The sequence below is a fragment of the Nevskiales bacterium genome, from assembly GCA_035574475.1.
GTDB lineage: Bacteria > Pseudomonadota > Gammaproteobacteria > Nevskiales > DATLYR01 > DATLYR01.
In genome coordinates, this window is sequence record DATLYR010000184.1 from 1 (window position 1) to 21,700 (window position 21,700).

Here is a 21,700-nt window from a genome sequence, read left to right on the forward strand (position 1 = left end):
CGAGCGAAGCGAGGACCGTCCGCTGGAACGCCTGGTTGGGCGTCAACCACGGGCGACGACCTTTAGCGGGTTGCCTTCCGGCGCCATCTCCGCTATCGCTGTTTCAATCGGGCGATTGCCGTGGAAATAAAGCGGCAACCACCAACTAAAACCCCGTTGGCGCGCAACAAGAATATAGGGAAGCCCAAAGAAAGAGGTTCGTCGGGCGCCAGCTACGCGCGACCAAGGCAGCTTCCAAATGCGGTAAAGCACCAACCCATCTTCGCCAACGGCTACGACCGAAACCGCGTACCCGATGCCAGCGATTATGAGGCCCTCCGCAATTGCACCCGCGACTATCAATTTATGAGGCCACGCCAAGACCGCTAAGACCAGGAAGGGTGCCGCGACAAGCCACAGAACAGGCGACCGAATCGGCAAGCGGAATAGCTCTTGGCGAGTGCTGCTCATTTCGTTGACGCCCAACCCGAGTTAGGAAACTGAATAGCTCCAATAAAAAATAGGGTGTCGGCCACGACTCAGCCGAACGCCTTCCAGAGCCAGAATACGCCGAGCGCGAAACCAATCAACTCCAGCACCGCCGACACCCAGGCGACGAAGCCGGGGCTGCCGTCCACCACCAGACTGTAGGCGCGGCCGAACAGCAGGCCGCCGAGCACCGTCACCGGCAGCAGCAGCGCGGCGAATTCCAGCGACGGCAGGAAGCTGCCCGCCAGCATCACCGCGCCACAGGCGATCGTCACGCCGCCGGCGCCGGAGCGCAGGTAGTGCTTCGCGTCGGTGCTCTCGCCCTGCAGCTCGTAGGGCGTGGCCACGGCCTCGATGGGTTTGAGTAGCGCGCGCAGTCCAACCAGCAGGAACAGGATCCCCATCACGATCAGATAGCCGGTCATGCAAGGCCTCTTTGCTCAGGACGAACGCTTGTCCACCAGCGGATAGCGCTCCGGGTGGCGGATGGAATCAAGATGCAGGTCAATGTCCAGATCGGGCCAGTAGAGATGTTCGGGGCGCGGGCGCTCGACATGCGCCAGCGCTTCGATCGAGGCCTTGCGGAACCATGGGAAGCGCTCGAAGGGCAGGAACAACTCCTCACCGGCCAGCAGCAGCCAGAAGCCGTGGGCCGAGACGTTGGTGACTTCAACGTCCGAAGTGCTTCTGCCAAGCGCGCCGGATTTCATCTGCATGCTCCTCGACCAGCCTCCGCAGGCGGCGAAGCTCCGCCGGCTTCATGCCCTGATTCTGCGCCAGTTCAATCCGCGGGTCCAACCAGAACTTGGCTTCGCCCTTTGGGCCGATGACATGGACATGCACCCGCGGCTCTTCACGGGTAAAGAAGAAAAAAACGATATCCGCGTTCGCGGAATAGGGTGGGACTCACGCGCCGACCTCCCTGTCAGCATCTTCTGGATCGAATTAAGGCTTAATCGAACAGGATCACCTGCCGCACCGCCTCGCCCTTCGCCAGACGGTCGAAGGCGATGTTGACCTCATCGAGCTTCAGCCGGTGCGTCAGCAGCCGGTCCACCGGCAGGCGGCCGGCCTGGTAGAGGGCGATGAAGCGCGGCAGGTCGCGCGAGGGCACGGCCGAGCCCATGTAGGAGCCCTTCACCGTGCGCTCTTCCGCCACCAGACTCACCGCCGGCACCGAGAACATCTTCTGCGGGTGCGGCAGGCCGACCGTGACCGTGGTGCCGCCGCGGCGCGTGGCGGCATAGGCCTGCATCAGCACCTGCTCGCTGCCGACCGTTTCGATCGCGTAATGCACGCCGCCGCCGGTCATGGCGCGCACGGTGGCGGCGACCTCATCCCTGGCCGCCAGCAGCGTGTGCGTGGCGCCGAGCGCCTTGGCCATCTCCAGTTTCGACGGCAGCACGTCCACCGCCACGATCGGATGCGCGCCGGCCGCGACCGCGCCCAGCAGCGCGGCCAGGCCAACGCCGCCCAGGCCGAAAATCGCCACGCTCTCGCCGGGCGCAATTTTGGCGGTGTTCACCACCGCGCCGACACCGGTCATCACCGCGCAGCCGAACAGTGCGGCGATCTCCGGCGGCAGGCGCTTGTCCACCTTCACCGCCGAACGCGCCGACACCACGGTCTGCTCGGCGAAGGCCGACACGCCCAGGTGATGGTTGAGGTCCTGGCGCCCGGCATCATGCCAGCGGCGCGCGCCGCCCAGCAGCGTGCCGGCGACATTCGCCGCGGCGCCCGGTTCGCACAGCGCGGCGCGGCCGCTGGCGCAGGGCAGGCAGTGGCCACAGGTCGGCACGAAGGAAAACACCACGAGGTCGCCGACGGCGAAGCCCTCGGTGTTCGGCCCGAGTTCGACCACCTCGCCGGCGGCCTCGTGGCCCAGCACCATCGGCATCACGCGCGGGCGCGAGCCGTCGATGACGGACAGGTCAGAATGGCACAGGCCCGCCGCGCGCACCTTCACGCGCAGCTCGCCCGGGCCGGGCGGGTCGAGATCGAGGGTTTCGATCTTCAGCGGGCGCGACTGCGCATACGGCGCCGGCAGGCCCATCTCGTACAGCACGGCGCCCTGGACTTTCATGTCGGGGTCTCCTGGAGTTGCAGCTGCAGCCGCTCGAGCGCCTGCCGCAGCGCATCCGGAATCGGCTGAGGCCTGCGCGTGGCACGGTCCACGAACACGTGCACGAACCAGCCCTCGGCGGCGGGCTTGTCGTCGCCGTCACGGAACAGGCCGATCTCGTAGCGCACGCTGGAGCGGCCGAGATGCGCCACGCGCAGGCCGGCGTCCACGGTGTCCGGGAATTCAAGCGGGCCGTCGTAGCGGCAGTGCGACTCCACGCACAAGCCGATGGTCGGGCCGGCGTGGATGTCGAGCCCGCCTTCGCGAATCAGGTAGCTGTTGATGACGGTGTCGAAGTAGCTGTAATACTCGACGTTGTTGACGTGGCCGTAGATGTCGTTGTCCTTCCAGCGGGTGGTGATGGACTGGAAGTGTTTATAGCCCTGGCGCGCGCTCACGGGATGCCCCTCTGCGGTCACAGGGCCTTACTCTACCGCCAAATTCCCGGTCATTCCCGCGCAGGCGGGTATGACAAGACTCAGGCAAGCTGTTTGGCGTACTGCGCCTTCCAGCGCTCGACGTGCTGCCGGTTGTCGGTCTGCCAGGGATGGAAGCCCGGCTTGAAGTAGGCCAGCCAGGGCAGCGCAATGCGGCGCAGGAAGCCGGGCCGCACGAACACGAAGTGCAGGTAACTGCGCCAGCCCTTCCAGTCGCGGTGCAGGCCGTCGTGCTTGAGCAGGCGGTAGTGCGTGTAGATGGACTGCGCGAGGAAGCGCAGGCTGGACGACAGCATGATCGAGCAGCGCAGCAGCCAGGCCTTGAGCCCGGTGCCGACCACGGCGCGGTACACGTCGAAGGCCACTGCCTTGTGCTCGGTCTCCTCGATCGCGTGCCAGCGCCATAGCGCCGCCATCGCCGGCGGCGCGCCGTCCAGTACGTCATCGTCGCTCAGCAGCACCTCGGCCAGGATCGCGGTGAAGTGTTCCAGCGCGATGGTCGCGGCCAGCTGGCCGGCGCGCGGCAACAGCTTGCGGCCCAGCTCCAGCTGCTGGACCGCCTTGGCCTCCAGTTCCTTCGCCGGATAGCCGGCCGCTTCGAGCGCCTGGTTGTAGGCGCGGTGCTCGCGGCCGTGCATCGCCTCCTGGCCGATGAAGCCCTTCACCTCTTCCAGCAGCTTGGGATCGGTGATGCGCCCGCGGTCGCGGTAGTAACGCACGCTGTCGATGAAGAACTTCTCGCCCTCGGGGAAGAACAGCGACAGCGCGTTGAACAGCTGGCTCACATGCGGCCCGCGCGGGTGCCAGTCGCGCAGCTGCAGGCCGGCGATGGGAAAGTGGATGTCGCGTTGCTGCACCGGCAGGGGCGAATGCGAGGTCATCGTCTGCTCCGGATTTATGTTACATCAAATCGTGTAACATTCTTCTATGGCCTGTCAAGCCGGCCCCGGGTATTCTTAATAGAACATGGCCAAGACCGACGATGCGCTCACCATCGAGGAGCTGTCCTTCCGCTCCGGCGTGACCACGCGCAATATCCGCGCCTACCAGAGCCGCGGCCTGATCCCGCCACCCGAGACCCGGCCCGGCGAGCGGGTCGGGTATTACGGCTTGCAGCATGTGGCGCGCCTGCGCCTGATCAACCGCCTGCAGGAGCGCGGCTTCTCGCTCGCCGGCATCGCCGACCTGCTGCGCGCCTGGGAGGCCGGCCGCAGTCTCGACCAGGTGCTGGGCATGGAATCGGCGGTGGCGGAGAGCCACCGCGACGACTCGGTGGTGATTCCGGAGGCCGCGCTGCGCCAGATTGCCATGCCGGGCATCGACACCGACGAGCTGCTGCGGCGCCTGCGCGCGCTGGGGCTTTTGGTGCGCGAGGGCCAGCAGTACCGGCTGCGGCACCCGAGCATCCTGCAGCTGGGGCTGCAGGCCGCCGGCGCCGGCATCCCCCCTGAACAGCTGCTGGCGGAGTTCGCGCGCATCCAGAAGGACGCGCACCGCATCGCGCGCCGCTTCGTGAAGCTGTACAACGCCTTCGTGTGGCTGCCCTACAAGGCCGCCGGCATGCCGAGCGAGAAGCTGCCGGAGATCACGCAGCGCATGAAGCAGCTGCGACAGATGGCGGTGGACATCACGCAACCCCTGATGGCCGATGCGCTGGCCGACGAAATCGAGGCGATCGCCGACCAGAACCTGCCGACGCCGGAAACGCTGCAGCGTGAGGGCAAGGCCTGAGAAGAGCCTGACTCATTCCTGTCATTCCGGCGCAAGCCGGAATCCAGCGACTTTCAAGGCACTGGATACCGGCTTGCGCCGGAATGACGGGATGAATAGAGATTCTCAACGCGGGCACGCGCGAGCGCCGGCGCTTCCTGCCCGCTTTCGACGCAATCCACGAACTCCGCAACATAACCGGCCAGCACCTCCGGCTGCACAAGCAGCAGCGACCAGTGCCCGGCCTCGACATCGCGCCGCCACAGGCGCGCAGCCCAATGCGGCAACTCGTCAGCCAGCTGCGGCCGCACATGCTTGTCCTGCTGCGGCACGATGACCTGCACCGGCACGCGGGTCGGGCGCCGGCGCGGTCGGAACAGGCGTGGCAGCATGTTGGCGCGGTACAGCTTGATGGCGTGGTAGCCATCCTTGGCGCGCGTCGCGCTCGGCTCGCTCGCCAAACCCTCCAGCCGCATCAGCACCGCCGGCCAGCGGGGGGCAATGACGTGCCGCCACAACAACGGCATCAGCCAGGGCAGGTGAAACAGGTAGATGTACCAGGAATGCAGCAGCTGGCCGAACAGTTCGCGCAGGTGCCGTAGCGTGGGCCGCAGCAGCCGCCGGCGCATCCAGTAGCCGACGTGGTCGAGGCAGGGGCCGGAGATCGTGGTGTAGGACGCGATGCGGTCCTGGAAATCCGGGTCGGTCACCGCCTCCCAGCTCTGGATCGAGCCCCAGTCGTGCGCCACGAGATGGAATTTCCGGCCCGGGCAGGCAATATCGGCCACGGCCCTGAGATCCTCCGCCAGCCGCTCGATGCGGTAGTCGGCGGTACGCGACGGGGCATCCGAGTCCCCGGCGCCGCGCACGTCGTAACTGATGACGTAATAGCGCTCCGCCAGCTGCCGGGCGACGGGCGCCCAGACGCCATGGTTATCCGGGAAACCGTGCACCAGCACGATGGGCGTGCGCGAGGCCTCGCCGCGGCACTGCACGGCCAGCGCGACCTCGCCCGAGCGCACGCGCAGGGTCTGCATGCCGCTAGAAGCGGATTTCGCCGCGCTGGATGCGCGCGAAAATCTCCGGCGTGAGCGGCTCGTAGCCGCGCAGCCGGTCGAGCAGCACGTACAGCGGCTCGCCCACGCGGGCGGGATCGAAGCCCTCGTTCTTGAGCTCGACCTTGCGGTACTTGAAGGTACCGGTGGTGTCCTGGTGATCGCGCAGGCGCAGGAACAGCGGCACCGCATAGGCCGGTAGCCGGGCGCAGACATGCGCGGCCAGCGCCGCGGGATCGAATCCGGCCGGCGGCACGCGCAGGGTCAGCGCGGCCATGCCGGCGCGACCGTCGGCGTGCGGCAGCTGCACGCCGTAGACCACCGCTTGCTCGACCTGTGCGAAACCGGTCAGCACCGCTTCGACCTCGGTGGTGGCGACGTTCTCGCCCTTCCAGCGGAAGGTGTCGCCGACCCGGTCCACGAACTGGATGTGACGAAAGCCCTGGTCGCGTACCAGATCGCCGCTGTTGAACCAGCAGTCGCCCTTCTTGAATACGTTGCGCAGGAGCTTCTTCTCGCTGGCCTCGGCGTCGGTGTAGCCGTCGTAGGGCGTCTTGTCGGTGACCTCGCTGATCAGGAGGCCCACGCCGCCCTTGGGCACCTTGCGCAGGAAGCCCTTCGCGTCGCGCCGCGGGCACTCGTTCTCGGCGTCGTATTCCACCACCGCGTAGCTGAGCGGGCAGAAGCCGGCACTCTTGCGCGCACCGAAGGCGTTGATGAAGGCGATATTGCATTCGCTGGCGCCGTAGAACTCGTTGATGTTCTCGATGCCGAAGCGCGCCTGGAACGCCTCCCAGATCTCGGGCCGCAGACCGTTGCCGACGATCACGCGCACGCGATGCTGGCGGTCGCTCGGGCTGGGGGGCTGGTTGAGCAGGTAGCGGCACAACTCGCCGATGTAGCAGAACGCGGTGGCCTCGTAGTGCCGCACCTCGTCCCAGAAGCGGCTGGCGCTGAACTTGCGCGCCAGCGCGATGCAGCAGCCGCCCCCCATCGCGGCGCTCCAGGTCACCGTCAGCGCGTTGTTGTGGTACAGCGGCAGCGGCAGGTAGATGACGTCCTCGGGCTTGAGCCGCAGCGCCATCTGGCCCACGCCCGCCATGCTCCGCACCCAGCGGTAGTGGGTCATGATCGAGGCCTTGGGCAGGCCGGTGGTGCCCGAGGTGAAGATGTAGAAGCAGGGCTGCTTGAGCTGCACCTCGCGCGTGCTGTCCGGATTGCGCGCCGGCAGGCCGGCGGTGGCCTGCTCGAGGTCGGTGTAGCCGGCGGGGGTTGCGCCCTCGCCGCAGGAATAGTGACGCAGGCCTTCCGCGCCGGGCGCATAGGGCGTGGTGGCCAGCGCGTCGGCGCTTTCGGTGCCGGCGATGATCACCCTGGGCCGGATCAGGCGGATGCTGTGCGCCAGCACCTCGCCGCGCTGGTTATGGTTGAGCATGCCGGCAATCGCGCCGAGCTTGACCGTCGCCGCGACACAGGCCAGCACCTCCGGCCGGTTCTCGGACAGGATCGCGACCACGTCGCCGCTGCGCACACCGTCGCGGCGCAGGCGCTCGGCGATGCGGTTGGCCCAGGCATTGAACTCGGCGTAGGTCCAGACGCGGTCGCCGAACTTCAGCGCCGGCTGCTCCGGCGTACGCTGCGCGTGGTTCTCCAGCACCAGGCCGATGGACAGCTTGCGCTCCGGCTTGGCCAAGGCCAGGTTGAGCAGCCCCTTGTTGACGGTCAGGCTGTCGGGCAGGCTGCGCGCCACGCCGCGCAGCAGTTCGCGCAGGCTGACGCGGTCGGTCGCGGCTTCAGTCATGCGGACACCTGGAGCCTGAGCGGTAGCGGATCATCATCGGCTATGGGCTTATCACGCGGGTTTCGCGCAGTGTTGATGCCGTTCCGATGGCTGTCAATATCGGCCGCGCCGCCTGCGGGCGCCAAAACGAAAACGGGCGCGACGGGAAACCCGGCGCGCCCGCAACCCTTGCGGGTGTGAGTTACTTCTTCTTTTTCTTAGCGGCTTTCTTCTTGGCAGCCATGGTAGCTCCTCCTCATGTGGTGGAACGATGTGGCCGTCGCCGAGAAAATCCCTCCTCCTCTCAGCCGTGCCGACCCGATGATGTCACCAAATCGTCGCGGATGGAAGAGTCTGCCGCGGGTCTTGCATCGGGACGGGGGATGTCTTTCATGTTTCGCGGCGGCGGTACGACCCCGTGAGCGAGAAGTCAAGCGAACAAACCGGAGCACCGTTGGGCAGCTGCGCTGTGCGGATCATTTCTCCAGCACCGCCGCGGCGGCTGGTCGCGATGCGTGCCAGACCTCCATGCTGACGCGATCATGTGTCCATGACACATTCACGCGCAGTTGCATGCAGGGACGCTCCACCAGGTAGTAAAGCGGCAGGCCTGCCAGCGTGAACACGGTCACGCTGGCCAGTACCACCAGTAGACCCACCACCAGCGGCGCCTGCTGGAAGGCCTCGATCGTCGCGGGGCCAATCCGCTCCCAGATGACGGCCTGGACCGGATAATGCAGCAGGTAGATGCTGTAGGAACGCACGCCGTACCAGACCAACAGCCGCCTGCACAACAGGCCGCGCACCCGAGCCGGCAGTACGCCGGCATGCGTCATGCCAACGAGCGCTGTTGACGCGAGCACCATACCGATCGAGCCGAGGACATACTCGACGCTGCCGGGCCCGCGCCTGAGCACGATCACGGCCAGCATCAGCCCGATACCGACTAGGCCCGCGAGCCACAGCCAGCCCCGCTGCGACCGCAGATCTTCCGGACGGTAACAGGCCAGCCAGGCGCCGGCCGCGATACCGTCCATGCGCAGCAGTGTGGAGGTGTAGATCGAGAGGCTGAATCCGTCGAGCCAGAACAGCAGCAGCTTTCCGCCAGCCGCCAGGCCGACGATTGCCAGGCACAGCAGCTTCATCCGTTCGCGGCCGGCGGCCAGGACGACGAATGGCCAGGCCAGATAGAACTGCTCTTCCACCGCCATCGACCAGAGGTGGGCCAATGCATGCCAGTCCGGCCAGCCATACCAGGCAAACACCCAGTTCTGGATATAGGTCGCGAAGATCCAGATGCTGTCCCGCGTGGCGGAAGCCGCAAAGGCAGGACTGAGCAGCGGGAACAGCCCGAAGATGAGCAGCAGTGCCGCATAGTAGGCAGGAAATATCCGCAACGCCCGGCGCAGAAAGAAATTCAGGAAATAGCCGGGGCCCGGTGCGGCCGCGAGCAGGATGCGGGTGATCAGATAGCCGGACAGCACCAGGAAGATATCGAGCCCGGTCCAGGTCCAGTCGAACAGGCTGGGCGCCCGCACATGACCCAGGCCAAGGTGAAACACGCAATGGAAGAACAGCACCATCAGCAGCGCGAGGCCGCGGAGTGCGTCCAGTTCTGCGATCCGGTTGGCTGCCATCATGGCGATCCCTGCATCCGGTATGCGCTCCCGGATTCGCCCTGCCGCGATGGCTCGTCGGTGTGCTTGCCGTCGGGCCCACCCCAGACCCGGGTTCGGCGGGAGCCTCGTCCCGCAGACGGCTGTGTTATTTTTTGGGAATATAGTCCCAAATTATCTGGGAAGCAACCACCCCGCGAGCACAAAAAAAGGCGGCCCGAGGCCGCCTTTTACAATCGGTATCCGACTTCAGCGCCGGCGCGCGCGCCGCGGTCTGGCCTTGCCTTTCGCCGCGCCGCGCTTGGCCAGTGACATCAGGCGCTGCGTCAGTGCATCCAGCTGCTTGCGTGCGTTCCGCCGGCTGGCGTCCAGCTGGCGGACACGCGCGTCGAGCTCGGCGCGCGCGGTCCGGGTCATGGACACGCCCGCCTTGCCGAGCGCTTTCATCAGCGCACGATTGGCGTCGACGACTTCGCGCATCGCGCCCTCGGCGCGCTTCAGCGACTGGCGCACGCGTTGCCAGGCGGCGCGTACCGCCCGGGCCTGGTCGTTGCCCGCTTTCTTGTTGGCCATGTCTTCTCCTTTACGGTTGAGCCGTGACAGGTTCCAGACGCCCCCTTGGGCTGAACCCCAGCTTGAGCGCAGGCCCGGCGGCTTGCAAGTCAGCGGGCTGGAGGCGCGTCCCGCGCCAGTGTCTGCGCGCCCACCACGATCATGCGCACCATCTCGATGGTCTGTTCGGTGATCTCGCGGCGCCGCTCGCGCGGCTGGTCCATCGCGGTCGCGCCCATGGCGAACACCAATCGCGTGATCGCCTTGGCGACCAGTGCGGGCTGATAGGCCATCGGCCACTCGACCTGCGAGAGGCGGATCAGATCGTCGCGCAATTCGTCCTCGAAATAGCGGAGCTCGCGATCGACAGCCTGGCGGAAGGCATCGGAACCGACGCTGCCCTCGCGCAACAGAATGTGCAGCAGCTGTTCTTCGGCTTCCAGCTGCTCCATGAACGCCTCGACCGACGGCCGGATCACCTCGCCACCCGCTGAGACGCGCAGCCGGGCCTCGCGGATGATCTGGCGCAGCTGACCGCCGGCCAGGTCGATCAGCGCCACGGCGAGTTCGTCCATGTCCCGGAAGTGCCGGTAGAAGCTGTTGGGCGCGATACCCGCCTCACGCGCTACCTCGCGCAGGCTCAGGGTCGAGACGCTGCGATTCGGCCCCAGCAGCTTGAGCGCCGCGGCGATCACCTGTTCGCGTTCAATCCCGCCTTTGCGCAACATCGGTTTCATCCGTCATTCCCGGCAGTGGCCCAGTGGCCGTACCTGGTCATTATACACATGTATAGACAACTGTATATATGTGTGTATAATAGGCCCCACTGTTCCAAAGGGGGTTCTCGTCATCATGTCGACTGCAGCCAGTGCCAACCCTGCGCTTGTCGTAGACGACAGCGTACGGCCGACGGTCATTCCTTTCGTGCTCTTCCACCTCGCCGTGCTGGGCGTTTTCTGGAGCGGCTTCACCACCGGCGCGGTGATCACCTGCATCGCGCTCTATGTGGTGCGGGTATTCGGCATCACGGCCGGTTACCATCGCCTGCTCTCGCACCGCGCCTACAAGGCCGGTCGGGTCACCCAGTTCCTGATCGTGCTGTGCGGCGCCATGGCCATGCAGCGCGGACCGCTGTGGTGGGCGGCCAAGCACCGCGAGCACCATCGCGATTCCGACACCCCGGCCGACGCGCACTCGCCGCGCCACTACGGCTTCTGGGGCGCCCACGTGGGTTGGATCTTCCGCAAGCGCGCGGATGCCGACATGAGCCTGATCCAGGACTTCGCCAAGTATCCCGAACTGCGCTGGCTACAGAAACACGAGTATGCGCCTGGCATGTTGCTCGGCATCGCCTGCTTCCTGATCGGCGGTGCTCCGGGGCTGTTCGTCGGCTTCGTGCTGAGCACGATGCTGGTCTATCACGCCACCTTCATGATCAACTCGCTGGCGCACGTGTTCGGCAAGCAGCGCTACCTGACCGGCGACGACTCGCGCAACAACTGGCTGCTGGCGATCATCGCCATGGGCGAAGGCTGGCACAACAACCACCACTATTACCCGGCCTCGGCCCGCAATGGCTTCTTCTGGTACGAGTACGATGCGACCTGGTACGTGCTCAAGCTGCTGGAGCGTTTCGGCCTGGTGTGGGACCTCAAGACCCCGCCGAAGTCGGTGCTGGAAAACACCAAGCAGCCGTCCAGCACCATCATCGACAAGACCGCCGGCCACCTGGTGGCGGGCTTTTCCGTGGACAAGCTGGCACAACAGATCCGGCAGAGCTGGAACAACAGCCACCACTGGGAAGAGTTCAAGGCACGCGCCCGCCAGGCCTTGGCCGACGGCGAGGCCTATCTGAGGTCCATCGAGCTGCCGTCGCTGCCGTCGCTGGAGGAAATGAAACGCAGGGCGCGCCGTAAGTTCGCCAACACGCCTTCGCTCGATCTGGCGGTGGTGCGGGCCCGCGAACAGCTGGCCCAGCGCGTGTCGCAGCGCCTGCTCGAGGACGTGCGTCGGGAACTGCCGCTGGCGGCCTGAAGCTCGTACATCGGATCGTGCAAGGCCGGCGCAAGCCGGCCTTGTCGTTCTACAACCAGTACTCGATGATGCGCGCGCCGAATTCCTTCAGGCGTTCGCCGTAACCGCGCCGCGACCAGTCGGCCAGCGTCACCGGTGTGGCCAGCGCCAGGTCCCGTTCGAACAACGCCTCCATCTCGCGCGCGAAACTCTCGCCGAGAATCACGGCGTTGACTTCGTCGTTGTGCAGGAAACTGCGCCAGTCGAGATTGGCCGAGCCGACGTTCGACCATACCCCGTCGATGACCGCGGTCTTGGCATGCAGGGGCGCCGTGCGCCATTCGTAGATCTGCACCCCGGCAGCGAGCAGCTCCGAGTACTTGGAGCGGCCGGCATGGAACACCAGCCGGTAGTTGCCGGCATCCGCCAGGACCAGCTTCACGTCCACCCCGCGCCGCGCGGCCTCGGCCAATGCGCGGATCATGCCCGGGTCTGGCACGAAGTAGGCCATGGTGATAAAGACGCTTTTCTGCGCGTGATCGATGGCCGACAAGAGCTCCAGATAGATCAGGTTCCGGTCGTTGTCCGGGCTGGTGCCAATCACGCGCACCAGCTTGTCGCCCTGTGGCTGCGGCGGCGGCAGCTCGTCGCGGGCGGCGACGCCGGGGCAATGCTGGCGGCGCCAGGTGTCGGCAAACAGTTCGCGGAACTTTACGGCTGCCGGGCCGCGGATCTCGATGTGGGTGTCGCGCCAGCCGCCGTGCTCCGTCGGCGGCGGTTCGGCGGGCTTCTTCCAGAACACCAGCGAGCTGCGCGCATACGCGCTGCTGATGTTGATGCCGCCGGTGAAGGCGGTTGCACCGTCCACCACCAGCAGCTTGCGGTGGTCGCGCTGGTTGGGGTTGAAGATGCGCGCGCGCAGCGGATTGATCGGGTTGTATTCGCAAACGCCGACACCGCCGGCGCGCAGGTGGTCGAAAAAGGACCGCGGGGTGAAGGTCGAGCCCAGGCTGTCGTAGATCACGTGCACCCGCAGGCCGGCGGCACGCTTGGCCAGCAGCCGCTCGGCCAGCTGCCGGCCGAATTCGTCATCCTCGAAGATGTAGGTTTCCAGCAGGATCTCTTCGTGCGCCGCCTCGATCGCGCGGAACATCGCCGCGCGCGTGGCCGGCCCGTCCACCAGCAGCTGCACGTCGTTGCCCGTGACCAGCGGGATGTCGCTGATGGCCTGCATGAAGGCCAGGTGCCGCTGCAGCAGCGTGCCGTCGCCCTGTTCCGCCAGCCGGCGCAGGATCTCGGCGCGGCGCTGGGGTGCCAGTGGCCCGCGCACGCCCTCGACGCGCGGTGGATCGTCGCGCCACCATTTACGGTCGCGATGCAGGGCATCGTAGTCCGGTAGCGTGGCGCAGCCGGCCAGCATCACCAGAAGTACCGACAGCGCTCGCCACGATCTCACGGAAGGGTTCGACATGGCCATAGCTTAATGCCACGGCGCTGCGTCCTGGCCGAGATGGTCAGCGCGGCTGCAGGCGCAGCAGCCGCCCGGGATTCTGGTCGGTCAGCAGGTACAGGTATCCGTCCGGGCCCTGGCGCACGTCGCGGATGCGGCCCACCTGGTTCTTGAGCAGACGCTCCTCGCGCAGCACGCGCGTGCCGTCCAGCTCCAGCCGCACCAGCATCTGGTCGCGCAGCGCGCCGATGAACAGATTGCCACGCCAGGCCGGGAAGCGATCGCCGCCGTAGAAAGCCATGCCGGACGGTGCGATCGACGGGGTCCAGTGGTACAGCGGTGGCTCCATACCCGGCCTGTGCGTGCCCTCGCCGATGGGCAAGCCGGTGACGTATTCGCGGCCATGGGTCACGAGCGGCCAGCCGTAGTTGGCGCCGCGACGGATGAGATTGATCTCGTCGCCGCCCTGCGGACCGTGCTCATGCGTCCACAGCTGCCCGGTCTGCGGGTGCAGCGCCGCACCCTGGATATTGCGATGCCCGTAGCTGTAGATCTCGGGCCGCGCGCCCTTGCGTCCGACGAAGGGGTTGTCGGCCGGGATGCGGCCGTCGTCGTGCAGGCGCAGCACCGAGCCGGCGGGATCGCCGAGGTCCTGGGCGCGATCGCGGTCGCCGCGGTCCCCCAGCGTGACGAACAGATAGCCGGCGCGGTCGAACACGAGGCGCGAGCCGAAGTGCTGCCCGGCGCCGGTCTTCGGCTCCATCGCGAACAAGGTTTGCCAGTTCTTCAACCGCAGGCCTTCCAGCCGGCCGCGGCCGACGTGCGTGCCCATGCCGCCCTCACCCAGCGCGGCATAGGACAGGTAGACCCAGCGGGTCTCGGCAAACTTCGGGTGCAGCGCCACATCCAGCAGCCCACCCTGGCCGCGCGCCACGATCTCGGGCAGCCCAGCCACCGGCTGCGCCAGCAGTCGGCCGTTCTCGACCACGCGCAGACGTCCCGGCCGCTCGGTCACCAGCATACGGCCGTCCGGCAGGAAGGCCAGCCCCCAGGGGTGTTCCAGTCCATCGGCGACCGTGATCACATCGAAGGCCACGGGGGCTGTCGCGGCCGCCGGCGCGAACAGGATCAGGAACAGCACAGTCGCCAGCCGGCCGCGACACTGCATCGTCATGGAAGATAGGCGGCGCATGGTGACCCCAGGGTCGAAAAGACTTCTGACCGCAGGTCAGCGCTTTTGATCCCCGGGAAAACCTAGTGGCGGTAGCCCTTGACCCGGACCTTGAAGCTCATCGCCGGGCCCGGCGTGGGCGCAGTCTTGGTCTTGAGCACGTAGTTTGGCGACTCCAACTCGAGGTCCAGGCGGTAGAAGAGGCGCGCCATGGACAGCGCCATCTGCACCTCGGCCAGGCTCTTGCCCAGACAGGTGTGTGGCCCACGGCCGTAGGGCGAGTAGGCGCCCGGCTGCATGTGTTCGGCGCGGGGCTTCTGGTACCGGTCGATATCGAACTTCTCCGGGTTCGGGTAATACTCCTCCATGAAGTGCGGCACGCTGGTGCCGAGGTAGAGCATCTCGCCCTCGCGGATCTGGTGGCCCTCGAACACGAAGTCCTTGTTGGCGGTACGGATCTGCGCGGCCGCCACCGGGAACAGGCGCATCGCCTCCATGATGGCGCCGTTGGTGGCCGGCAGGCGCTGCATCAGCTGCTCCTCCACCACCGGGCCGTCCGCGAACAGCGCGTCCACTTCCTGCTGGATGCGCTTCAAGACCTCGGGGTGCTTGAGCACGCCGTAAACCATCGCCGCGGTGGTGTTGGCGACGGTGTCCAGGCCGGCGACGTAGGGGCCGGTGACGGTCACGATCAGGTCCGAGGCCGGCATCACGTCGGGCCGGTCGACGTGCGCCTGCATGATGTCGTCGATGAGGTTGCGGTCCTTCAGTTCCTTGCCGGCGCGCTTGGCGAACCAGTCGGCGATCATCTTGTGGCCGAGCTCGAACACCCGCGCCTTGGCCTTCTTGTACTTCGGGTTGAGCAGCAGCACCCTGGGGCGCTGGCGCGTCACCAGCACGTTGAGGATGTACAGGATCATCGTGCGGATGTCCTTGACGTACTCCAGCGGCGCGGCGCCGGTCAGGATGGTACCGAGCTGGTCCACCACCATGTATTGCATGGCTTCCACCACCGGCACCAGCGTGCCGGTCTTCCAGTCGCGCTCGATGGCGCGGTCGGTAATGGCGATCAGCTCGTTGTAGCGGCCCTTGATGGACTCCTTGGAATAGCCGTGGCGCATGATGTCGCGCAGTTCCTTGTGCGACTCGCCGTCCTCGCCGCCGAGCAGGCGGGTGGCGCCGTATTCCTTGGTCAGCCCCTCCCAGAATTCCTTCGAACGCAGGCATTCCTTGCCCTCGCGCGAACCCATGAAGTTGGCCGCCTCGATGCCCGCCAGCACCTTGTAACGCTTGCCGAGGATCACGATCTCGAACACCGGCCCGTACTTGCGGTAGCACTCGACGAAGAACTGCGCCGGCCCCTTGGCCATGCCGAAGATGTTGCCCAGGTAGGGCAGGCCGGGGACGCGCGGGGTTTCGCGCAGCGGCATGGATTCAGGGACGGAACTCACGGTATCTCCACGGACGGGGCCGGCCCGGCGGGCCGACTGGATGTTTCAGCGCCTGTTCTATCAGATCGGCCGCGGCCACCGACTCCCCCGTGTGGAGGAGACGCGCTTGCCGGCGAAGGGGCCGGGCGGTCGCATTTGACCGGGGTGCACCGGGTTTTTCGCGCGTCACGCCGGCGGCAGGTGCCGCTCCAGCATGGCGATCAGCCGACGCTTGGTCGGGATCACCCAGTTGGCCTTGAGCTGCGGCGAGAGCAGGCCGGCGTCCTCGAGCTCGTCGCACAGGTGCATCTGGTGCGCGAGGTCGAACAGGTCGAGCTGCTCGGTGAACAGACCGTCGTCACCGACCGTGATGAAGGATACGCCCGGGGTCTGGTAGTAGCTGCCGTCGGCGCGCCGACCGGGCCCGCGGTTCCACCAGTGCGTGATGATGCAGTTGCCCTGCGTGGCGTAGCGCTCGATGGGAAAGCTCCAGCCCTCCCAGCCGACCATCATGTCGCGGCCATAGTGGGTAGCGCGGATCTCGTCGCGGCTTTGCGCGAACACACGCATCGTGCCGCCGTACTCGCAGAGATACCGGCAGGCCGGCGCATAGAACTCATCGGCAATCCAGGCCCATTCGTTGCGGCGCGCGGCCTCGACGAAGGCCGCTTGCAGCGCGGCGGCACGGGCCTCGACCTGCTCTCGGGTCAGGGGCATTGCGGGATCTCCATGGCGTGAGGGACCGTTCGGGGCCTGCAGCCCTCCGCGCAGAGTCTAGTCCGGATGCGGCCCGCATGGCATGGTAGGCAGGGCTGTCGGGGGGAATATCATGGAACGCTACGCGCGCGGCCTGTTCGGCAACTCCGGCGGCGATCTGCTGTTCGCGGCGCTGTTTGCGGATTACCTGCGCCGGACACGCAGCTAGCCGGATAGCTCACGGGGACAGAAAAACTCGCCGCCGCCGGGGCGGCGGCAGATAACCAACAAGGCCCATCCCTGGGCCGGGGTTCCTAGGCCAGCTGCCGGTGCGCCAGGCGCGTCATCTCGAACATATTGACCGAGGACTTGCCCCGGAACAGTTCGCGCATGGCGGCGTCGGCCTTGATCATGCGCGGATTGCTGCGGCTCTGCAGCCGGTGGCGCTTGATGTAGGCCCAGAGCTTGCTGACCATCTGCGTGCGCGTGACGGGCCTGGAACCGATCACCGGCGCCAGCCGGGGACCGGGCTGCAGCGGCTTCCAGAAGCTCGACCGCGGGTTCCTTCTCCTCTTGCTCATGACAACCTCCTTTGCCGGTTGCGAGGAAACGTCAGCGTCCTGCTTGTTGGCCACTTCTCTCCTATTTCAGGTGCTTGTTCACCAGCTTGGTCATCTCGAACATGTTGACGACCGACTTGCCGCCGAACACGCCCTTGAGGGCCTCGTCGGCCTTGATCAGACGCTTGTTGATCTTGTCCTGCAGCTTGTTCTTCTTGATGTAGGCCCATATCCGCTTGGTCACTTCGGTACGCGGCATCGGCTTGCCGCCGATGATCGACGCCAGTGCGTCGCTCGGCGTCATCGGCTTCATGAAGGCCGCGCTGGGCTTGCGCTTCTTGCCCGCCGCCTTCTTCTTGGTCGCTTTCTTCTTGGCCATGGTCTTGTTACTCCTGTGAGGGGTATGTCGTCTGCCGGATCCGGCTCCAGATAAACAAAACGGGGGGCATCAGCCCCCCGTTCTTTCCACTCCCGCGACGGGCTCGTGCAACACCTCGGCCCGCGTCATCGCATCAATCCCAGTTCAGGGCTCCGCCCGTCTGGTACTCGGTGACGCGGGTCTCGAAGAAGTTTTTCTCCTTCTTGAGATCCATCACCTCGCTCATCCAGGGGAACGGGTTGCTCGCGCCGGGGAACAGCTCCTTGAGCCCGATCTGGCTGCAGCGGCGATTGCACACGAACTTCATGTACTCGTTGAACATGTTTGCGTTCAGTCCCAGCACGCCACGTGGCATGGTATCGTGGGCGTACCGGATCTCCAGGTCGGTGGCCTCGCGCAGCATTTCGGCGACCTCTTCCTGGAACTCGCGTGTCCACAGGTGCGGGTTCTCGATCTTGATCTGGTTGATCACGTCGATGCCGAAGTTCATGTGCATCGACTCGTCGCGCATGATGTACTGGATCTGTTCGGAGATGCCCGGCATCTTGTTGCGGCGGCCGAAGGACAGCAGCTGCACGAAGCCGACGTAGAAGAAGATGCCCTCGAACACCACGTAGAAGGCAATCAGGTCGCGCAGCAGGCGCTGGTCGGCCTCCGGCGTGCCGGTGTGGAAGTTCGGGTCGCACAGCTCCTGCGTGTAGCGCAGGCTCCAGGCCGCCTTGTCGTGGATGCTGGGGATCTCGCGGTACATGTTGAACACTTCCGCCTCGTCCAGACCCAGCGACTCCACGCAGTATTGGTAGGCGTGGGTGTGCAGCGCCTCCTCGAAGGCCTGGCGCAGCAGGTACTGGCGGCACTCGGGGTTGGTCAGGTGGCGGTACACCGCCAGCACCAGGTTGTTGGCCACCAGCGAGTCGGCCGAGGCGAAGAAGCCCAGCGAGCGCTTGATGATCAGCCGCTCGTCCTCGGTCAGGCCGTTCGGGTCCTGCCACAGGGCCAGGTCGGCCGTCATCTGGATTTCCTGCGGCATCCAGTGGTTGTTGCAGGCCTGCAGGTACTTCTTCCAGGCCCATTCGTACTTGAACGGCACCAGCTGGTTGAGGTCGGCCTTGCAGTTGATGATGGCCTTGTCGTCCACCTGGATGCGGCGCGCGCCCATGGTGAGCTGCTCGAGGCCCGTGGCACCGCCGGCGGCGGCGACCTCGCGCGCGGCACGCGCAGCGGCCGCCGCGCTCACGGCATTCGGGTCCGGGTGGCGGCCATCGCTGGCGTCAACCGTGGCCAGCCGCGTCTGCGGCCTGGCGATCTTGTTCATGTGCACCGTCGGCGGAGCGGCCGCTGCATCGGCGCGGCCCGCGGTGCTCGGTGTGTCATCCCATTCCAGCATGTTCCTGCTCCTTAAAACTTCTTGCCGGGCGGTCTCGCGGCGGCCCTCGCTCCCCCGGGAACTCAGGGCCCCCTCCCTTGCGGGAGAGAGCCACCGAGTCTCGGTGCGGATGCCGCGCTCTTAACGCGGCATCCGCAGCCGATTTGCCACTACTTCTTCTTGGCCTTCTTGGTGGCCTTCTTTGCCTTCTTCTTCGTCGCCATTGCTTAATCCCTCCTCAGGGTTATTGGAAAAACCGGATGCGGCCTGCCGCGTTACTGGCAGGCCTCGCAGTCCGGATCGGTGATGGAGCAGGCCTTGGGCGCCGGCTCCAGCGCCTCGCCGACCGCCACCTGCACGCCCTTGACGGCGTTCAGGCGGTTGTCGGCGATGGTGCTCTTTTCAGCATGCGTGGCACCCATGGTGCGCAGGTAATAGGTGGTTTTCAGTCCTGAAATCCACGCATGCTTGTAGAGTTCGTCGAGCTTGCGTCCGTTCGGCTGCGACATGTACAGGTTCAGGCTCTGTGCCTGGTCGATCCACTTCTGACGGCGTGCGGCGGCATCCACCAGCCACTTCGGCTCGATCTCGAAGGCGCACTTGTAGATACGCTTGAGGTCCTCGGGAATGCGGTCGATCGGCAGCACCGAGCCGTCGAAGTACTTGAGGTCGTGCACCATCACCTCGTCCCACAGGCCACGCGCCTTGAGGTCGGCGACCAGGTAGGGGTTGATCACCGTGAACTCGCCTGACAGGTTCGACTTGACGTACAGGTTCTGGTACGTGGGCTCGATCGACTGCGACACCCCGGTGATGTTGGCGATGGTCGCGGTCGGCGCGATGGCCATGGTGTTGCTGTTGCGCATGCCGACCTTCCTGATGCGCTTGCGCAACTTGTCCCAATCCAGGGTCTGCGTGCGGTCCATCTTCAGGTACTGGCTGCCGCGGTTCTCCTCGAGAATGCTGATCGAGTCGATCGGCAGGATGCCCTGGTCCCACAGAGAGCCCTTGAAGCTGGCGTAGGCGCCGCGCTCCTCGGCCAGGTCGGTCGAGGCCGAGATCGCATAGTAGCTGATGACCTCCATGCTGCGGTCGGCGAACTCGACCGCCTCGGCCGACTCATACGACAGGCGCAGCTTGTACAGCGCGTCCTGGAAGCCCATGATGCCCAGCCCCACCGGACGGTGGCGCAGGTTGGAGTTCCGCGCGGTGGCGACGCTGTAGTAGTTGTAGTCGATCACGTTGTCGAGCATGCGCATCGCCGTATTGATGGTCTTGCGCAGCTTCTCGGTGTCCAAGCCGTTCTCGTTGACGTGCTGGGCGAGGTTGATCGAGCCCAGGTTGCAGACCGCGATCTCCTTGCCGGCGCTGGTGTTGAGCGTGATCTCGGTGCACAGGTTCGAGCTGTGCACCACGCCCACGTGCTGCTGCGGGCTGCGCAGGTTGCACGGGTCCTTGAAGGTCATCCACGGGTGGCCGGTCTCGAACAGCATGCCGAGCATCTTGCGCCACAGCTGCACCGCCGGGATGCGCTTCGTGTTCTTGATCTCGCCGCGCGCGGCCTTTTCCTCGTAGCGGACGTAGGCCTCCTCGAACAGTTTTCCGGTCAGGTCGTGCAACTCGGGCACGTCCTCGGGCGAGAACAGGGTCCAGGACCCGTCCTCCATGACGCGCTTCATGAACAGGTCCGGGATCCAGTTGGCGGTGTTCATGTCGTGCGTGCGCCGGCGCTCGTCGCCGGTGTTCTTGCGCAGGTCCACGAACTCCTCGATGTCGCGGTGCCAGGTTTCCAGGTAGGCGCACACCGCGCCCTTACGCTTGCCGCCCTGGTTGACCGCCACCGCGGTGTCGTTGGCGACCTTGAGGAACGGCACCACGCCGTTGGACTTGCCGTTGGTGCCCTTGATGTAGGCGCCCATGCCGCGCACCGGCGTCCAGTCGTTGCCGAGGCCGCCGGCGTACTTGGACAGCATGGCGTTGTCCTGGATCGCCTCGAAAATGCCGTGCAGATGATCCGGGACGGTGGTGAGGTAGCAGGACGACAGCTGCGGGCGCAGCGTGCCGCTGTTGAACAGCGTCGGCGTACTCGACATGAAATCGAAGCTCGACAGCAGATTGTAGAACTCGATGGCGCGACGCTCGCGCTCCACCTCGTTGATCGCCAGGCCCATCGCCACGCGCATGAAGAAAGCCTGCGGCAGCTCGAAGCGGGTCTTGTGCCAGTGGATGAAGTAGCGGTCGTACAGCGTCTGCAGGCCGAGATAGGTGAACTGCATGTCGCGCTCGGGCAGCAGGGCCTTGCCCAGCGTGTCGAGGTCGTACTGCAGCAGGGTCGGGTCCACCAGTTCCAGCTCGGCGGCACGGTGCAGGTAGTCGCGGAAGTATTCGGGGTAGAGCGCCTTCATCTCGGCGCCGGTCGCCGTCTCGACACGGAAACCGAGGAAGTGCAGCGCCTCGTGGCGCAGCTTGTCGAGCAGCAGGCGCGCCGAGACGTAGCTGTAGTTCGGCTCCATCTCGATCAGCTGGCGCGCGCACAGGGTCAGCGCCGTGGACAGCTCCTGCTCGGTGATGCCGTCGTAGACGTTGCGCAGGGTGTCGTTGATGATGCGCTCGGCATCGACGTCGACGATGCCTTCGCAGGCCTCGACCACGAGGCGGCGCAGGCGCAGCTCGTCGAGCGGCACGCGCGTGCCGCTGTCCAGCGTCACGTGGATGCGCGGGGTGTCCTCGACCTCCGCTTCGGCCGCCTTGGCGGCGGCGCGCTCCTTGGCGCGGCTCTCGCGGTACAGCACGTAGTCGCGCGCGACCTTGTGCTCGCCGGCGCGCATCAGCGCCAGCTCGACCTGATCCTGGATGTCTTCGATGTGCACCGTACCGCCGCCGGGCATGTGGCGG

At 66.0% G+C, this 21,700-nt stretch carries 20 protein-coding genes; 2 read left to right on the forward strand and 18 right to left on the reverse strand.

Annotated features, from left to right (window positions below; translation table 11 throughout):
• Positions 1-518 precede the first annotated feature (518 nt).
• The 5 genes from VNJ47_11035 to VNJ47_11055 all read right to left on the reverse strand — a co-directional run bounded on the left by VNJ47_11035 (position 519) and on the right by VNJ47_11055 (position 3,908).
• Positions 519-893: a DUF4345 family protein gene (locus VNJ47_11035; GenBank protein HXG29363.1), complete on the reverse strand. Its 375-nt coding sequence runs from the start codon at positions 891-893 to the stop codon at positions 519-521.
• Positions 894-908: 15 nt separating this feature from the next.
• Positions 909-1,178 (reverse strand): DUF2442 domain-containing protein, encoded by a 270-nt coding sequence (locus VNJ47_11040; protein ID HXG29364.1) that lies wholly within the window; start codon positions 1,176-1,178, stop codon positions 909-911.
• Between the two features lie 242 nt (positions 1,179-1,420).
• Positions 1,421-2,551, reverse strand: a complete 1,131-nt coding sequence (locus tag VNJ47_11045; GenBank protein ID HXG29365.1) for a zinc-dependent alcohol dehydrogenase family protein — start codon at positions 2,549-2,551, stop codon at positions 1,421-1,423.
• Entirely contained in the window at positions 2,548-2,988 is a 441-nt protein-coding gene (locus tag VNJ47_11050; protein HXG29366.1) for a thioesterase family protein, read from the reverse strand. The genes VNJ47_11045 and VNJ47_11050 overlap by 4 nt, the downstream gene beginning before the upstream one ends.
• An 80-nt stretch (positions 2,989-3,068) precedes the next feature.
• Complete coding sequence (locus VNJ47_11055) at positions 3,069-3,908, reverse strand: metal-dependent hydrolase (protein ID HXG29367.1); 840 nt, start codon at positions 3,906-3,908, stop codon at positions 3,069-3,071.
• 85 nt (positions 3,909-3,993) lie between these two features.
• On the opposite strand from VNJ47_11055, the gene VNJ47_11060 reads away from it, so the two are divergent.
• Positions 3,994-4,758, forward strand: coding sequence for a MerR family transcriptional regulator (locus VNJ47_11060; protein HXG29368.1), 765 nt, complete (start codon positions 3,994-3,996; stop codon positions 4,756-4,758).
• A 53-nt stretch (positions 4,759-4,811) separates the two neighbouring features.
• On the opposite strand, the gene VNJ47_11065 is transcribed toward VNJ47_11060, so the two are convergent.
• From VNJ47_11065 to fabR, 5 genes are all read right to left on the reverse strand, one after another.
• Entirely contained in the window at positions 4,812-5,774 is a 963-nt protein-coding gene (locus tag VNJ47_11065; protein ID HXG29369.1) for an alpha/beta fold hydrolase, read from the reverse strand.
• Positions 5,775-5,778: 4 nt separating this feature from the next.
• Positions 5,779-7,593 carry a long-chain-acyl-CoA synthetase gene (locus VNJ47_11070; protein ID HXG29370.1) on the reverse strand — a complete coding sequence of 605 codons (1,815 nt, stop codon included), beginning with the start codon at positions 7,591-7,593 and terminating at the stop codon, positions 5,779-5,781.
• 455 nt (positions 7,594-8,048) lie between these two features.
• A complete protein-coding gene (locus VNJ47_11075) occupies positions 8,049-9,212 on the reverse strand; it encodes an acyltransferase (GenBank protein ID HXG29371.1) in 1,164 nt (387 codons plus the stop codon).
• Between the two features lie 225 nt (positions 9,213-9,437).
• Entirely contained in the window at positions 9,438-9,761 is a 324-nt protein-coding gene (locus VNJ47_11080) for a hypothetical protein (protein ID HXG29372.1), read from the reverse strand.
• Positions 9,762-9,850: 89 nt separating this feature from the next.
• Positions 9,851-10,477, reverse strand: coding sequence for an HTH-type transcriptional repressor FabR (gene fabR, locus VNJ47_11085; GenBank protein ID HXG29373.1), 627 nt, complete (start codon positions 10,475-10,477; stop codon positions 9,851-9,853).
• 115 nt (positions 10,478-10,592) lie between these two features.
• Here fabR and VNJ47_11090 point away from each other — a divergent pair, with 115 nt between their 5' ends.
• Positions 10,593-11,774, forward strand: coding sequence for a fatty acid desaturase (locus tag VNJ47_11090; protein HXG29374.1), 1,182 nt, complete (start codon positions 10,593-10,595; stop codon positions 11,772-11,774).
• A 49-nt stretch (positions 11,775-11,823) separates the two neighbouring features.
• Here VNJ47_11090 and VNJ47_11095 read toward each other — a convergent pair whose 3' ends face one another.
• From VNJ47_11095 to VNJ47_11130, 8 genes are all read right to left on the reverse strand, one after another.
• Positions 11,824-13,209: a phospholipase D-like domain-containing protein gene (locus tag VNJ47_11095; GenBank protein HXG29375.1), complete on the reverse strand. Its 1,386-nt coding sequence runs from the start codon at positions 13,207-13,209 to the stop codon at positions 11,824-11,826.
• Between the two features lie 58 nt (positions 13,210-13,267).
• Positions 13,268-14,377, reverse strand: coding sequence for a PQQ-dependent sugar dehydrogenase (locus VNJ47_11100; GenBank protein ID HXG29376.1), 1,110 nt, complete (start codon positions 14,375-14,377; stop codon positions 13,268-13,270).
• Positions 14,378-14,457: 80 nt separating this feature from the next.
• Positions 14,458-15,825 (reverse strand): cytochrome P450, encoded by a 1,368-nt coding sequence (locus tag VNJ47_11105; protein HXG29377.1) that lies wholly within the window; start codon positions 15,823-15,825, stop codon positions 14,458-14,460.
• A gap of 165 nt (positions 15,826-15,990) precedes the next feature.
• The gene (locus VNJ47_11110; GenBank protein HXG29378.1) at positions 15,991-16,521 is read right to left on the reverse strand and encodes a nuclear transport factor 2 family protein; all 531 of its coding nucleotides are present in this window, start codon (positions 16,519-16,521) and stop codon (positions 15,991-15,993) included.
• A gap of 293 nt (positions 16,522-16,814) precedes the next feature.
• A complete protein-coding gene (locus tag VNJ47_11115) occupies positions 16,815-17,081 on the reverse strand; it encodes an SWIB/MDM2 domain-containing protein (GenBank protein HXG29379.1) in 267 nt (88 codons plus the stop codon).
• Positions 17,082-17,142: 61 nt separating this feature from the next.
• Complete coding sequence (locus tag VNJ47_11120) at positions 17,143-17,439, reverse strand: SWIB/MDM2 domain-containing protein (protein ID HXG29380.1); 297 nt, start codon at positions 17,437-17,439, stop codon at positions 17,143-17,145.
• Positions 17,440-17,572: 133 nt separating this feature from the next.
• Positions 17,573-18,826: a ribonucleotide-diphosphate reductase subunit beta gene (locus VNJ47_11125; GenBank protein HXG29381.1), complete on the reverse strand. Its 1,254-nt coding sequence runs from the start codon at positions 18,824-18,826 to the stop codon at positions 17,573-17,575.
• Between the two features lie 254 nt (positions 18,827-19,080).
• The coding region (locus tag VNJ47_11130; GenBank protein ID HXG29382.1) for a ribonucleoside-diphosphate reductase subunit alpha at positions 19,081-21,700 on the reverse strand (2,620 nt) is incomplete at its 5' end.